13 protein-coding genes are annotated in these 13937 nt (G+C 63.1%); 5 read left to right on the forward strand and 8 right to left on the reverse strand.

What is annotated here, in order from left to right; translation table 11 throughout:
- The first annotated feature begins 28 nt into the window (after nucleotides 1-28).
- Nucleotides 29-1057, forward strand: coding sequence for a DNA polymerase III subunit delta (gene holA, locus ACLFLU_RS01340; RefSeq protein WP_426414190.1), 1029 nt, complete (start codon nucleotides 29-31; stop codon nucleotides 1055-1057).
- Nucleotides 1058-1271: 214 nt separating this feature from the next.
- Here holA and ACLFLU_RS01345 read toward each other — a convergent pair whose 3' ends face one another.
- From ACLFLU_RS01345 to hemJ, 7 genes are all read right to left on the reverse strand, one after another.
- A complete protein-coding gene (locus tag ACLFLU_RS01345) occupies nucleotides 1272-2159 on the reverse strand; it encodes a ParB/RepB/Spo0J family partition protein (protein ID WP_426410584.1) in 888 nt (295 codons plus the stop codon).
- A gap of 175 nt (nucleotides 2160-2334) precedes the next feature.
- Complete coding sequence (locus ACLFLU_RS01350; RefSeq protein ID WP_426410585.1) at nucleotides 2335-3189, reverse strand: ParA family protein; 855 nt, start codon at nucleotides 3187-3189, stop codon at nucleotides 2335-2337.
- Between the two features lie 28 nt (nucleotides 3190-3217).
- Entirely contained in the window at nucleotides 3218-3958 is a 741-nt protein-coding gene (gene rsmG / locus ACLFLU_RS01355) for a 16S rRNA (guanine(527)-N(7))-methyltransferase RsmG (RefSeq protein WP_426414191.1), read from the reverse strand.
- A gap of 42 nt (nucleotides 3959-4000) precedes the next feature.
- Entirely contained in the window at nucleotides 4001-5881 is a 1881-nt protein-coding gene (mnmG, locus tag ACLFLU_RS01360; protein ID WP_426410586.1) for a tRNA uridine-5-carboxymethylaminomethyl(34) synthesis enzyme MnmG, read from the reverse strand.
- A gap of 424 nt (nucleotides 5882-6305) precedes the next feature.
- A complete protein-coding gene (gene mnmE / locus ACLFLU_RS01365; protein ID WP_426410587.1) occupies nucleotides 6306-7610 on the reverse strand; it encodes a tRNA uridine-5-carboxymethylaminomethyl(34) synthesis GTPase MnmE in 1305 nt (434 codons plus the stop codon).
- A 322-nt stretch (nucleotides 7611-7932) separates the two neighbouring features.
- Nucleotides 7933-9198: a transcription termination factor Rho gene (rho, locus tag ACLFLU_RS01370; RefSeq protein ID WP_166811593.1), complete on the reverse strand. Its 1266-nt coding sequence runs from the start codon at nucleotides 9196-9198 to the stop codon at nucleotides 7933-7935.
- 250 nt (nucleotides 9199-9448) lie between these two features.
- Nucleotides 9449-9883 carry a protoporphyrinogen oxidase HemJ gene (gene hemJ, locus ACLFLU_RS01375; protein WP_426410588.1) on the reverse strand — a complete coding sequence of 145 codons (435 nt, stop codon included), beginning with the start codon at nucleotides 9881-9883 and terminating at the stop codon, nucleotides 9449-9451.
- Between the two features lie 459 nt (nucleotides 9884-10342).
- Between hemJ and ACLFLU_RS01380 the strand changes: the two genes are divergently transcribed.
- The 4 genes from ACLFLU_RS01380 to dnaQ are packed head-to-tail and all read left to right on the forward strand — an operon-like array spanning nucleotide 10343 to nucleotide 13187.
- Nucleotides 10343-11188: a pyruvate, water dikinase regulatory protein gene (locus ACLFLU_RS01380; RefSeq protein WP_426410589.1), complete on the forward strand. Its 846-nt coding sequence runs from the start codon at nucleotides 10343-10345 to the stop codon at nucleotides 11186-11188.
- Nucleotides 11189-11197: 9 nt separating this feature from the next.
- Nucleotides 11198-11806, forward strand: a complete 609-nt coding sequence (locus ACLFLU_RS01385; protein ID WP_426410590.1) for a Maf family nucleotide pyrophosphatase — start codon at nucleotides 11198-11200, stop codon at nucleotides 11804-11806.
- A gap of 23 nt (nucleotides 11807-11829) precedes the next feature.
- Nucleotides 11830-12429: a dephospho-CoA kinase gene (coaE, locus tag ACLFLU_RS01390; RefSeq protein ID WP_426410591.1), complete on the forward strand. Its 600-nt coding sequence runs from the start codon at nucleotides 11830-11832 to the stop codon at nucleotides 12427-12429.
- 41 nt (nucleotides 12430-12470) lie between these two features.
- Nucleotides 12471-13187 carry a DNA polymerase III subunit epsilon gene (gene dnaQ / locus ACLFLU_RS01395; RefSeq protein WP_426410592.1) on the forward strand — a complete coding sequence of 239 codons (717 nt, stop codon included), beginning with the start codon at nucleotides 12471-12473 and terminating at the stop codon, nucleotides 13185-13187.
- 8 nt (nucleotides 13188-13195) lie between these two features.
- Here dnaQ and secB read toward each other — a convergent pair whose 3' ends face one another.
- Entirely contained in the window at nucleotides 13196-13681 is a 486-nt protein-coding gene (secB, locus tag ACLFLU_RS01400; RefSeq protein ID WP_426410593.1) for a protein-export chaperone SecB, read from the reverse strand.
- Nucleotides 13682-13937 lie beyond the last annotated feature (256 nt).

Genomic DNA, 13937 nt, shown 5'->3' on the forward strand with positions numbered 1-13937 from the left:
CCCGGAATCTCGATTCATATTGGGCCCGATGGTCGCGCTGCGCGGAAAAGAGATCGATGCCTTCCTCGCCCGTCCTGACGCGGGCCGTCCGATCATCCTGCTCTATGGCCCCGATGCCGGCCTTGTGCGCGAGCGCGCCGACGCGCTGATTGCGTCCGCCGTCGACGATCCCAACGATCCCTTCTCGCTCGTCAAGCTCGACGGCGACGAGCTCTCCGCCGAGCCGTCGCGCCTGGTCGACGAAGCCATGACCGTGCCGCTGTTCGGCGGCCGCCGCGCCATTCGCATCCGCGCAGGCTCGCGCAGCTTTGCCAGCGGCGTCGACACGCTGGCCGAGATGCCCGTGAAGGATTGCCGCATCGTGATCGAGGCCGGCGAGCTGCGCCCGGAATCGCCGCTGCGCAAGGCCTGCGAGAAGGCAAAGACCGCGGTGGCTATCGGTTGCTACCCCGACAACGAGCGCGACCTTGCGAAGCTGATGGAGGACGAGCTCCGCATCGCCAATTTGCGCATCACCCAGGATGCCCGCGCCGCGCTGATGTCGTTCCTCGGCGGCGACCGCCAGGCCTCGCGCAACGAGCTGCGCAAGCTCACGCTCTATGCTCACGGCAAAGGCGAGATCACGCTGGATGACGTGATGGCCGTCGTCGCGGATGCGTCCGAGTTGAAGCTCGATCCGATCGTCGACGGCGCCTTCGCCGGCCGGCCCGATATCGTCGAGACCGAATTCGCAAAGGCCATGATCGCCGGCACCTATCCCGGCGTGATCATCTCGGCCGCGCAGCGCCAGGCCGCGTGGCTGCACAAATCCGCGCTCGCGATTGCCGACGGCCAGCCTGCCTCAGCCGTGCTCGACGGCGGATATCCGCGGCTGCATTTTTCACGAAAACCCATGGTCGAAACCGCGCTACGCAATTTCAGCGTGGCGAGGCTCACCGCCATCATCGAGCAGCTTGCGACCGCAGCGCTCGACACCCGCAAGCAATCGACCCTCGCCGCCGCCATCGCCCAGCGCACGCTGATGGCGATCGCCGCGAATGCGAAGCGGCGGGGGTAAGACCGCACTCTCTCCACGTCATTGCGATGCGCGCGAGCGGCGAAGCAATCCAGGATAGCCAAATCCGTCATCCTGAGGTGCGAGCCGCGCGGCGCAACGCGGCGTGCGGAGAGCCTCGAAGGATGAACGGCCCCGATGCGGCCGGGCCGTCGCCCTTCGAGGGCCGCTGAAGAAGCGGCCACCTCAGGGGGACGGTGATAGAGATTCGAGGCGGCTACAGCGCACCCTTCGCCAGCCGCTTCATCACCTCGTCGAGCTGATCGAGGTTGCGGTAGTTGATCTGGACCGAGCCGCCGGGATCGCGATGATTGACGGTGACCTTGAGACCGAGCGCGTCGCTGACGCGCTTCTCCAGATCGATCGTATCAGGATCCTTTTCCTTGCCCGCGGTGGCGCGCGCCTTTTGCGGCTTGCGCTCCGGCACGCCCTCTTCATGCGCGAGCGCCTCAGTCTGGCGGACATTGAGGCCCTCCGCGACGATGCGCTTGGCGGCGGCGAGCGGATCGGGCACGCCGATCAGCGCACGGGCGTGACCGGCGGTCAGCTCACCGCTCGCGATGAAGGCCTGCACCTCGGCCGGGAGTTTTGTCAGCCGCATCATGTTGGCGACGTGGCTGCGGCTCTTGCCGACGACTTTTGCGATGTCGTCCTGGCTGCGTTTGAACTCGTTGGCGAGCGCGTGATAGCCCTGCGCCTCTTCCATCGGGTTGAGATCTTCGCGCTGCACGTTCTCGACGATCGCGAACTCCAGCGCATCGCTGTCGCTGATGTCGACCGGCACGATCGGCACTTCATGCAGGCCGGCCATCTGCGAGGCGCGCCAGCGCCGTTCGCCGGCGATGATCTCAAAGCGATCCTGCGCACCCTTCACGGGACGCACGACAATCGGCTGGATCACGCCGTGCTGCTTGATTGATTCGGAGAGCTCCTTGAGCTCGGTGTCCGAAAAGGTGCGCCGCGGGTTGCGCGGATTGGCCTTGATGAATTCGATCGGCACCTTGCGCTGCGCGCGCGGACGGTCGACATGCTGAGCCTCGCCGCCGACATCACCGATCAGACTTGCAAGACCCCGGCCCAGTCGCGAACGCGCTTCGTCGGCCATCGCCAGCTCCCTTGGATTCACGCTGCAGCACTCCAGAACTGAATTATCGAATCGTAGGGTGGGTTAGCACCGCAGATGCGCTCCGCGCATCTGCTCGGCGTAACCCACCTCCTCTGTTTCCGCGGAGATGGACGTTGGTGGGTTACGCCTTCGGCTAACCCACCCTACGGCACCGCTAATGCGAGACCCGCAGCTCGCGCTCACGCTGGATCACTTCGGTGGCGAGCCGCAAGTAAGCTTCGCTGCCGACGCATTTGAGATCGTAGACCAGCACCGGCTTGCCGTAGGACGGCGCTTCCGAAATGCGCACGTTGCGCGGGATCATTGTCTTGTAGACCTTCTCGCCCATGAACTGACGAACGTCGGCGACGACCTGGTTCGAGAGGTTGTTGCGCGAGTCGAACATGGTCAGCACGATGCCGTGGATCGACAGGTTCGGGTTGAGCGTCGAGCGCACCTGCTCCACCGTCTGCAGCAATTGCGACAGACCTTCGAGCGCGAAGAACTCGCACTGCAGCGGCACCAGGATCGCGTCCGACGCGGCCATCGCATTGACCGTGAGCAGGTTGAGCGAGGGCGGGCAATCGATCAGCACGTAGGTGTAATCGGCCTCCGGCGAGACGTTGTTGTTGAGCGCGCCGATCGCATCGCGCAGCTTGAAAGCGCGGCCGGGCGTGGTGCCGAGCTCGAGCTCGAGGCCGGAGAGATCCATGGTTGAGGGCGCGATATGCAGCCGCGGCACCGCGGTCGAGACCACCGCTTCGCGCAAGCTCGATTCGCCGATCAGCACATCATAGGTCGAGCAAGAGCGATTGCGGCGATCGATGCCGAGGCCGGTCGAGGCGTTGCCCTGCGGATCGAGATCGACGATCAAAACGCGCTCGCCAATCGCTGCGAGTGCCGTTCCGAGATTGATCGCTGTGGTTGTTTTTCCCACGCCGCCCTTCTGATTCGCCAGCGCCAGGATGCGCGGGTGACCATGCGGCACGTCGGCGGCTTGCTCTTGCTGCGGCTCGTCAATCACGGTCATCGAAATCCCCCACTCAACCCCTGAACGCTCACCCGCGCCGTTCAACTGAAGTCAGCTCGACGATCCACCCGTCACCCGTCCGACTTCGGTGGAGCTGCGGCTGAATATTCCAATATTTAGCGGCTTCGGTCAATTCAGCCTCTACATCTTGACCCTTCGGAAACAACGCCTTTGCGCCCTGGCGCATCAGCGGCTCCGCAAAGCCGATGAGTTGATGTAGCGGAGCCAGCGCGCGGGCGGTGACGCAATCGACGGGGCCGGTGATTCTATCCACATTATCCCCGATCTCAGCGAGATGTACGACCCCTGGAGATGTGGTGACGCGAATCGCTTCGCGCAAAAACGCGGCCTTCTTGGCGATTCGTTCGACGAGGTGGACGCTGCCGCCCGGCGTCCCGGCCATGACGCAGGCCAGCACGACGCCGGGAAAGCCGCCGCCGCTGCCGAGATCGGCCCAGCGCTTTGCGGCCGGCGCGAGATCGACGAGCTGAAGCGAATCGGCGATGTGACGCGTCCAGAGCTGCGGCAGGGTCGAGGGCGCGACCAGATTGATCTTGGCCTGCCACTCCCGCAGCAGTGCGATGTACCGATCGAGGCGAGCTTCCGTTTCATGTGAAACGGGAGCGAGCTTCAACGCCTCGCGCTTGTCGGCCGCGATGATGGAGTCGAGCGCCTGATCGTTGGCGCTGGCCTTGTCGATCTTCGGCTTGGTCGGTGGAGATTCGGATCGACGACTGGCGCCCTCGCCTGCTCCGGGTCGTAGGGTCAGCGGTTTGTCCCCGCCCGGTCCGCGCTGTTTCACGTGAAACGCCTATGCGATTGCCTTGGAAATCTTGCGCGCCTCGCGACGGAGATAGGCCGCGAGGATGCCGAGCGCTGCCGGCGTCATGCCGTCGATCCGGCCGGCCTGGCCGACCGTGAACGGCCGCGCCTTCTCCAGCTTGGCCCGGACTTCATTGGAGAGACCCGGGACGAGGCTGTAGTCGACCTCCGACAGCACCATCCCTTCGTCGCGCCGGAAGGCTTCGACGTCAGCGCTCTGGCGTTCGAGATAGACATCGTACTTGGCGTCGATCTCGAGATGGGTGGCGATGACGGGATCGATGGCGGACAGCTCCGGCCAGATTGCGCGGACCTGGCTCCAGCCGATATCCGGATAGGCCATCAGCTCAAAGGCCGAACGGCGCTGGCCATCCCGGTTCAGGGACAGCCCGTGCTTGATCGCCTCGTTCGGGGTGATGGTCAGCGACTTCGACAGCGTCCGCGCCGCATTCAGGGCGTCCATCTTGGCGCGATGATGCCGGGTTCGGCTACTCCCAACACAACCCAGCGCAATCCCCTTCTCGGTCAGGCGCTGATCGGCGTTGTCGGCCCGCAGGGTCAGCCGGTACTCGGCCCGCGAGGTAAACATCCGATAGGGCTCGCTGATCCCGCGGGTGACGAGGTCGTCGATCATGACCCCGAGATAGCCATCAGCACGGTCGAACACCGTCAGCGCAGTCCCGCCGGCGGAGAGTGCCGCGTTCAAGCCGGCCACGATGCCCTGTCCGGCGGCCTCTTCATATCCCGTCGTGCCGTTGATCTGCCCGGCCAGGAAGAGACCGCGCAGACGTTTGGTCTGGAGGGTCGGATCGAGCTCCCGGGGATCGATGTGGTCGTATTCGATGGCGTAGCCCGGCCGGACCATTTTCACCCGCTCCAAGCCGGGGATGCTGGCGAGGATCGCGAGCTGGACCTCCTCCGGCAGCGAGGTCGAGATGCCGTTGGGATAGACCGTGGTGTCGTCGAGCCCTTCCGGCTCCAGGAAGATCTGATGGCCGTCGCGGTCGCCAAAGCGGACGATCTTGTCCTCGATCGACGGGCAATAGCGCGGGCCGGAGCTCTTGATCTGGCCGGAGTACATCGGGGACCGATGAACGCTGGCCCGGATCACCTGGTGGGTGGCGGCCGTGGTCCGGGTGATACCGCACTGGATCTGCGGGGTCGTGATCCGCTCGGTCATGACCGAGAAGGGCTCCGGCGGCTCGTCTCCGGGCTGCATTTCGACCGCGGACCAGTCGATGGTGGAGCCATCCAGACGCGGTGGCGTCCCGGTCTTCAATCGTCCAAGGGTGAAGCCGGCGCGCTCAAAGGAGGCCGAAAGACCCATCGCCGGGGCCTCGCCGACGCGGCCGGCGGGCCAGTTCTTCTCGCCTAGATGGATCAGACCGCGGAGAAAGGTGCCGGTGGTGACGACCACAGCCCCTGCCCGGAGCTGCCGACCGCCCGCCAGGCGCAGTCCGGTGATCCGGCCATCGACCACGATCAGCTCGTCGGCCTCACCCTCGATGACGGAAAGACCTTCGGTCTCCTGGATCGCGGCCTGCATGGCGGCGGCGTAAAGCTTCCGGTCGGCCTGGGCCCGCGGACCACGGACGGCGGGGCCCTTGCGACGATTGAGAACACGAAACTGGATCCCACCGGCATCGCCAACGCGGCCCATCAGACCATCGAGCGCATCGACCTCGCGCACCAGATGGCCTTTGCCGAGACCTCCGATGGCCGGATTGCAGGACATCGCGCCAACAGTCGAGAAACGGTGCGTCACCAGAGCGGTCGCCGCACCCATCCGGGCGGAAGCGGCCGCGGCCTCACAGCCGGCGTGGCCGCCGCCAATCACGATGACGTCGAAACTCTCTCGCTCTGTTCGCATGCGCCGACTTCTAACTCAGCGGCAGGAAAGCCGGAAGTGGAAACTGGGTGAGCCGGTGTTTCACGTGAAACGGGGCGGCAGGAGAGCCGGCGCAGTTCTACGAAAACAACCCCATGCACAGTAGGAAGCGCGTTGGGATGGTTGCTGTTTCACGTGAAACAAGGTGACCACAGGCGCAGGTCGATGAGGCGCAGGGCGTTTGCTCCAGACCCCGTCATTGCGAGCGGAGCGAACCAATCCAGGTTGCCGCTGCGGGAACAGCCTGGATTGATTCGTCGCAAGGGCTCCTCGCAATGACGAGCTTAAGGCGCCGATCAAGGCTCACCCACGTTTCACGTGCAACAGAGTGAAGCCCCACCGCCCCGCGTTTCACGTGAAACACAAGCAATGGGACAAGCGCTAGTTCTACACTAAAGAACTAGCGCTACTTTCCGATGCAGAATTTCTGAAAAATGGCCCCAAGGACGTCCTCGACGTCGACCCGGCCGAGCAGACGGCCCAGGGCATAAGCGGCAGATCGCAGCTCTTCGGCGGCGAGTTCTTCGCCCTCTTCTACAAGCTCCAGACTCCGGCGCAAGCTGTCCGCGGCCCGACCCAACAGATCCCGTTGCCGGGCCCGCGTCACCAGGGCTCCCTCGGTGGTTCCGAAAAAGTCAGCCGCGAATTTGACGAGGGCCTCGACCAGCTCGGGAATGCCGTCACCTCGGCTCGCCGAGATCCCGAACTCGCCGGTTGACCCTGTTCGCCCGAGATCGATCTTGTTGCGGAGGATCCAGACCTGGCTACTGGGCAGATCGACGGCTCGCTCGCCCTCCACCAGCCATAGCACCAGGTCGGCGTCTTCGGCCCGCGCCCGCGCCCGGCGCACGCCTTCTTGCTCGACGGGGTCATCGGTCTCTCGAATGCCCGCGGTGTCGATGACGGTGACGGGATAGCCGTCGAGATCGAGCTGCACCTCGATCACGTCACGCGTGGTGCCGGCGTGGGGCGAGACGATCGCCACCTCACGGCGCGCGAGCTGATTCATCAGCGTCGACTTGCCGACATTCGGCTCGCCTGCGATGGCAACCACCAGGCCATCGCGCAGGCGTTCAGAATGTCCCTGTGTCGCAAGGACTTTTGTGATTTCGTCGTGCAGCGCTTTGATCGCTTTCACGGCCGGCGCCATCAATTCCGCGGGCACATCGCCTTCGTCGGAAAAATCAATGCCGGCCTCGATCAGCGCCGACGCCTCGATGATGCGCTCGCGCCAATCGCGCGCCCGATTGCCGAGCAGGCCCTGCAACTGCCGCAGTGCCTGGCGGCGCTGGCGATCCGTGTCGGCGTGAATGAGATCGTCGAGGCCCTCGGCCTCGGTGAGATCGAGCTTGCCATTCTCGAAGGCGCGCCGCGTGAACTCGCCCGGCTCAGCCGCGCGAGAATTCGGAATTATCGAAATAGCGGCGAGGAGCGCGGCGAGCACCGCGCGACCCCCATGGACGTGGAATTCGGCGACGTCCTCGCCGGTCGCACTCCCCGGCCCCGGAAACCAGAGTACGACCGCATCGTCGATCGGCTGGCCCGCGGCGTTCCGAAGCAGCCGGCGGCTGGCCTGCCGCGGCGCCGGTAGCTTGCCCGCGAGCGTCGTCAGCACCAGGCCGGCTTGCGGGCCCGAGACGCGTACCAATGCGATCGCGCTCGGCGGACGGCCGGACGACAGCGCAAAGATGGTCTGGTCTCGCGGGTGCATGGCCTATTTGTCCGGCTGGCGGGGAAAAGGCAAACGGCCGTTCTCGTGTAATCGAAACCCGTTTTGCTGCGTTCCAATTTGCAGCAATAGCAATATTGCACTGCAATATGGACCACAGCAGCTTGCTGCAAAAAAAATGGCTCCCGGCGGCTAGATCCGGCTGGGCCAGAGCTAAGTATTATTTTGATATATCAACGTACTAAGGGAAATTCGGCTCTGACGCGAAGTCCGCCTCAATGCTGCATTTTCCCCGCAGCAAAGCCGCACAAATAAATAAAAAGGGCGCCCGAAGGCGCCCTCAAAGCTCTTGCTGCACCCTGGATCAGGTGTTCATGGAGTCGAAGAACTCCGAATTGCTCTTGGTCGAGCGCAGCTTGTCGAGCAGGAAGTCGATCGCGTCCATCGTGCCCATCGGATTCAGGATACGGCGGAGCACGTACATCTTCTTGAGCACCTGCGGATCGGTGATGAGCTCCTCCTTGCGGGTGCCGGAGCGCGAGATGTCGATCGCCGGGAAGGTGCGCTTGTCCGAAACCTTGCGGTCGAGGATCAGTTCCGAGTTACCGGTGCCCTTGAACTCTTCGAAAATGACTTCGTCCATGCGGCTGCCGGTATCGACCAGCGCGGTCGCGATGATGGTCAGCGAGCCGCCCTCCTCGATGTTGCGGGCGGCACCGAAGAAGCGCTTCGGGCGCTGCAGCGCATTGGCGTCAACACCGCCGGTCAGCACCTTGCCGGATGACGGCACCACGGTGTTGTAGGCGCGACCCAAACGCGTGATCGAATCGAGCAGGATCACGACGTCGCGGCCGTGCTCGACCAGGCGCTTTGCTTTTTCGATCACCATCTCGGCGACCTGGACGTGACGCACCGCCGGCTCGTCGAAGGTCGACGACACGACCTCACCCTTCACCGAGCGCTGCATGTCCGTGACTTCTTCCGGACGTTCGTCGATCAGAAGAACGATCAGATAGCATTCGGGATGATTGTGCGTGATCGAATGCGCGATGTTCTGCATCAGCACGGTTTTACCCGTTCGCGGCGGCGCGACGATCAACGCGCGCTGGCCCTTGCCGATCGGGGCGACAATGTCGATCACCCTTGCAGACAGGTCTTTTCGGGTGGGATCGTCGATTTCCATGCGGAAACGCTGATTCGGAAACAGCGGCGTGAGGTTGTCGAAATTGACCTTGTGCTTGGCCTTTTCCGGGTCCTCGAAATTGAGCGTGTTGACCTTCAGCAGCGCGAAATAGCGCTCGCCCTCTTTGGGGCTGCGGATGTGGCCTTCGATGGTGTCGCCGGTGCGCAGGCCGAAGCGGCGGATCTGCGACGGCGAAACGTAGATGTCGTCCGGGCCCGGCAGATAATTTGCATCGGGCGAGCGGAGGAAGCCGAAGCCGTCGGAGAGCACCTCGACGACGCCCTCGCCGACGATGTCGGTTTCGGCCAGCGCAAGCTGCTTGAGGATGGCGAACAGCAGCTCCTGCTTGCGCATGGTGCTGGCGTTCTCGACCCCATTCTCTTCCGCGAACGAGACGAGCTCGGCCGGCGTCTTCGACTTGAGGTCCTGGAGTTTAATTTCCCGCATTGGGGTGGTCCTGTGGGGTAACCTTGGGAGGGGGTGCGAGGAGGCTCTGAAATGCGGACGCGAGAAGGTAAGGTCCGCAGGTCTGGGGCAAGGAGAGCGCCGGTGGGGGCTTCAAACCTGATGCGGCGTCCGGCCTTCAAAAAGCTCGGACACAACCACATCCGCCTGCGTTGGGTGGGATATCCTCAATATAGAAAATCGCTTCCCACTCCGCAAGCCGAAGCGCTGAGCGATCGTTCACGATTCCTGCCTAGAACGGCTTCACGATCACCATGATGACGATGATGATCATCAGGACGGTCGGCACCTCATTGATAATCCGGAAGAATTTCTGACTGTGCAGGCGCTTGTCGGCAGCGAAGTCCTTCACCCAGCGCGAAAAAAAGCCGTGGACCCCGGACATCGCCAGCACGAGTGCCAATTTTACGTGCAGCCAGCCGAAGGTGAACCAATGACCGGCCCAGGCGAGATAAAGCCCGACCAGCCAGGTGACGATCATGGCGGGGTTGATGATCGCCTTGAGCAGGCGGCGTTCCATCACCTTGAAGGTCTCGGACTGTTTCGAGCCGATCTCGGCTTCGCAATGATAGACGAACAGCCGCGGCAGATAGAGCATGCCGGCCATCCAGGCGATAACCGCGATCACGTGCAGCGCCTTGAGCCAGAGGTAGACGTCTTCAAACATGTCCGGCGTCCACCTTTGCGCCCAGCCGTTCAGCGATCTGGGGATAGTAAGAACTCGTTAAGGTCTCACCTGCACACATATCTCTCTGGAGCGCCCTTCTCCAATAAAGAATCTTAGATTCTTAGAGTCTGAGTCTAAGTGACAGTGGATTGGACTCACACAATGCCGTCCGCTGCTTTGCGGACGCTTGTTCACATCCATCAACATGTCCAACGTGGTTCCGGTCTGACCGGATAAGTCGCTCAGGCTCAAAGGCTTGCGCGTTTTAATCCGCGGTCTATCAAGAGACTTGTCCGCGCAATCCCGTTTCCCTCTCGGAAGGCTCCCGGAGTTGTTCCGACGGGCAGTGGTGTGAAGAAAATTGGCACTTGTCCCGCCCCTGGTGTCGCAGAACCCTTTCCGAGGCGTTAAGGTCCACAGAAATCCACAAACCACACCGCCCTCATACAAAGAGTTTTTGTGCCGACCTCGAGCAATTATTTCCATCTGCACCTCGTCTCCGACTCGACCGGCGAGACCCTGATCACGGTCGCGCGCGCCGTTGCCGCGCAGTACGCAAACGTCACCCCGGTCGAGCATGTCTATCCGCTGGTGCGCAGCCAGAAGCAGCTCGATCGCGTGCTCGACGAGATCGAGGAAGCGCCGGGCATCGTGCTGTTCACGCTGCTGGAGAAGGACCTGGTCTCGCGGCTCGAGGACAAATGCAAAAACATCAATGTTCCGAGCCTCTCGATCATCGGCCCGGTCATGCAATTGTTCGAAGCCTATCTCGGTGCTGCGACGACGGGTCGCGTCGGCGCACAGCACGTGCTCAATGCCGAATATTTCAAGCGTATCGATGCGCTGAACTACACGATGATCCACGATGACGGCCAGCACGTCGACGGGCTCGAGGACGCCGACGTCGTCCTGGTCGGCGTGTCCCGCACCTCGAAGACGCCGACGTCGATCTATCTCGCCAATCGCGGCATCCGCACGGCCAATGTGCCGCTGGTGCCGGGCATTCCGGTGCCGGCGCAATTGGAGACGCTGACGCGGCCGCTGGTGGTGAGCCTGCATGCGACACCTGAACGTCTGATCCAGATCCGTCAGAACCGCCTGCTCTCGATGGGTGCCGAATCCGGCAGCGGGAGCGACACCTACACCGACAGGCAGTCGGTTACCGAGGAGGTCGCGTTTGCGCGCAAGCTGAGCGCCAAGCACGACTGGCCGCTGCTGGACGTCACGCGGCGCTCGATAGAAGAAACCGCTGCCGCGATCATGAAGCTCTACAGCGATCGCCAGCGCAACCGGCCTTCGGAATAGTTTTCGAACATGGGACTTTGGCGCGGCACATCTCCGTTGATCCTGGCCTCGCAGAGCGGCGCACGCAAAATGCTGCTGGCGAATGCCGGGCTCGAATTTGAAGCAGTCACCGCTGACATCGACGAACGCGGCATTCAGGATGCTTCAAAACTTTCAAGCCCGCGCGAAATCGGCCTGTTGCTGGCGCGCGAGAAAGCGAAGGCAGTCTCGGCCAATCATCCCGGAAGCCATGTGATCGGCGCCGACCAGACGTTGGCGCTTGGCGAGCGTCTCTTCAACAAGCCCGCCGGCCGGGCAGAGGCGCTGGCGCAATTGCGCGATCTGGCCGGCCATAGGCACGAGCTGAATTCGGCCGTCGTCGTGGCGCGTGACGGCAAGATAGTTTTCGAGGATGTGTCGGTCGCTCACATGACGATGCGGCAGATGTCCGAGGCCGAGCTTTCAGCCTATCTCGATGCCGCCGGCGACGCTGTCACCACCAGCGTCGGCGCCTATCAGCTCGAAGGCCTCGGCATCCATCTTTTCGAGCGCATCGAGGGCGATCATTTCACTATTCTGGGCTTGCCGTTGCTGCCGCTGCTTGCGTTCCTGCGGCGCGAGCGGCTCATTGCGGTGTGACTGACAGGGATGGTGTTGCGCTGATGCGGATTCTCGGACTGACCGGCTCGATCGGGATGGGCAAATCCACCACCGCGAAACTGTTCGCGGAGGCCGGTGTGCCCGTCTACGACGCCGATGCTGCCGTCCACCAGCTCTATGAGGGTGAGGCCGCGCCCGCGATCGAGGCCGCCTTCCCCGGCACCACCGCGAACGGCAAGGTCGATCGTCCCAAACTGTCTGCGCGCGTGGTGCACGATCCGGCCGCGATCAAGCAACTCGAGCAGATCGTTCACCCCATGCTCGGGGCCTCCCGGCAGAAATTCTTTGCCGATGCCGAAGCCGCTAAGGTGCCGGTCGTGGTTCTCGACATTCCCCTGTTGTTCGAAACCGGCGGCGAGAAGCGCGTCGATGCCGTGGTCGTGGTCTCGACCTCGCCGGAAGTCCAGCGCGAACGTGTGCTGGCGCGGGGAACCATGAACGAAGCAAAACTCGACGCCATCATCGCCAAGCAGACGCCCGATGCCGAAAAGCGCAAGCGGGCCGATTTCGTCGTGGATACCTCACACGGACTCGAGCCGGTGCGCGCGCAAATCACGCATATCCTGGCCGAGGTCGTTAAGATGCCGCAGCGGCGGAGCTGATTCGCCGACTTACACGGCTTCTTATACGGCGCCTCAAAATCATGCGTGAAATCGTTCTCGATACCGAAACCACCGGCCTCGATCCGCTCCGCGGCGATCGCCTGGTCGAAATCGGCTGCGTCGAGATATTCAACCGCATGCCGACGGGACAGACGTACCACGTCTATATCAATCCCGAGCGAGATATGCCGGCGGAAGCCTTTGCCGTGCACGGGCTGTCGGCTGAGTTTCTGTCGACCAAGCCGCTGTTCCACGAGGTCGTCGACGCGTTTCTGGAATTCATCGGCGATGCGCCGCTGGTGATCCACAACGCCTCGTTCGACATCAGCTTCATCAATGCCGAGCTCGACCGGATCAAGCGTCCCGCGATCCCGCGTGAGCGGCTGGTCGATACGCTGCTTTTGGCGCGGCGCAAGCATCCCGGTGTGTCGAACCGGCTCGACGACCTCTGCTCGCGCTATTCGATCGACAATTCGCACCGCACCAAGCACGGCGCGCTGCTCGATTCCGAACTGCTCGCAGAGGTCTATGTCGATCTGGTCGGGGCGCGGCAGTCGCAGCTGCTGCTGGCGTCAGACTCCCAGGAGATTCGCGTCAATGCCGCTGGCGATGCGCCGCGGCGGCAGCGGTCTGTGCCGCTCGCGCCGCGGGTTTCAGACGCCGAGCGCGAGGCCCATCGGGCTTTCATCGCAACGCTCGGCGACAAGGCGATCTGGAACGAGTTCTTGCCCGCTCCAGCCGTGCCTCCTGCTGGCTAGCCTATCAGTTAGGCTTGGCCTGCCTGACCACCGGCGGCCATTTGCCGCTCCATGTTCTGGCGATAAAGACCGACGAAATCGACCGGGTCCAGCATCAGCGGCGGGAACCCGCCGTCGCGCACGGCGGTTGCGATGATCTCGCGGGCGAACGGGAACAGCAGGCGCGGGCACTCGATCATGACCAGCGGGTGCAGGTTCTCCTTCGGCACGTTGACGATCCGGAACACGCCGGCATAGGCGAGCTCGAACGAGAACATCACCTTGCCCGCGTTCTCGGCCTTGCCCTCGACCGACAGCGTCACCTCGAACTCGGCTTCGCTGAGGTTGTTGGCGCTGACATTGATCTGGATGTTGATCTGGGGCGCCTGGCTCTGCGGCTGGAGCGAGGTCGGTGCGTTCGGATTTTCGAACGAAAGGTCCTTGGTATATTGTGCCAGCACGTTGAGCTGGGGAGCCTGGGCCGCCTCGGGAGGGGTACCGTTACCGTTGGTCATCGAAGTGTCTCCTTACCCGATTTGGGCTGAATTTCGCGGCGGTTGGCTAACATAGGGCCGCCTCATTCCACAAGGACGAACGGCCCCGGAGGGTCGATCCGGGCCACGCCCACAACTGTGACGTTTGGCCCGCCCCGAACCCGAAATCGCACGTTAAACGCTTGAAGATGCGCGATTTCCGGGCAGGATCGGGTTTCCCCTTAAGCATAAAACGCGCTACACTCCGCGATGTGCCAAAAGGCGCCATTGGCCGGGC

Source organism: Bradyrhizobium ganzhouense (assembly GCF_049949285.1).
In the GTDB taxonomy this organism is placed as follows: Bacteria; Pseudomonadota; Alphaproteobacteria; order Rhizobiales; family Xanthobacteraceae; genus Bradyrhizobium; species Bradyrhizobium ganzhouense.

Excerpts from the sequence above, each read along its gene's own strand:
- secB (WP_426410593.1), bottom strand. The coding sequence starts at position 13,681 with ATGACCAACGGTAACGGTACCCCTCCCGAGGCGGCCCAGGCTCCCCAG.
- coaE (WP_426410591.1), top strand. The coding sequence starts at position 11,830 with ATGCGGATTCTCGGACTGACCGGCTCGATCGGGATGGGCAAATCCACC.
- ACLFLU_RS01345 (WP_426410584.1), bottom strand. The coding sequence starts at position 2,159 with ATGGCCGACGAAGCGCGTTCGCGACTGGGCCGGGGTCTTGCAAGTCTG.
- ACLFLU_RS01385 (WP_426410590.1), top strand. The coding sequence starts at position 11,198 with ATGGGACTTTGGCGCGGCACATCTCCGTTGATCCTGGCCTCGCAGAGC.
- hemJ (WP_426410588.1), bottom strand. The coding sequence starts at position 9,883 with ATGTTTGAAGACGTCTACCTCTGGCTCAAGGCGCTGCACGTGATCGCG.
- ACLFLU_RS01350 (WP_426410585.1), bottom strand. The coding sequence starts at position 3,189 with ATGACCGTGATTGACGAGCCGCAGCAAGAGCAAGCCGCCGACGTGCCG.
- holA (WP_426414190.1), top strand. The coding sequence starts at position 29 with ATGGTCGCGCTGCGCGGAAAAGAGATCGATGCCTTCCTCGCCCGTCCT.
- rho (WP_166811593.1), bottom strand. The coding sequence starts at position 9,198 with ATGCGGGAAATTAAACTCCAGGACCTCAAGTCGAAGACGCCGGCCGAG.
- mnmE (WP_426410587.1), bottom strand. The coding sequence starts at position 7,610 with ATGCACCCGCGAGACCAGACCATCTTTGCGCTGTCGTCCGGCCGTCCG.
- mnmG (WP_426410586.1), bottom strand. The coding sequence starts at position 5,881 with ATGCGAACAGAGCGAGAGAGTTTCGACGTCATCGTGATTGGCGGCGGC.
- dnaQ (WP_426410592.1), top strand. The coding sequence starts at position 12,471 with ATGCGTGAAATCGTTCTCGATACCGAAACCACCGGCCTCGATCCGCTC.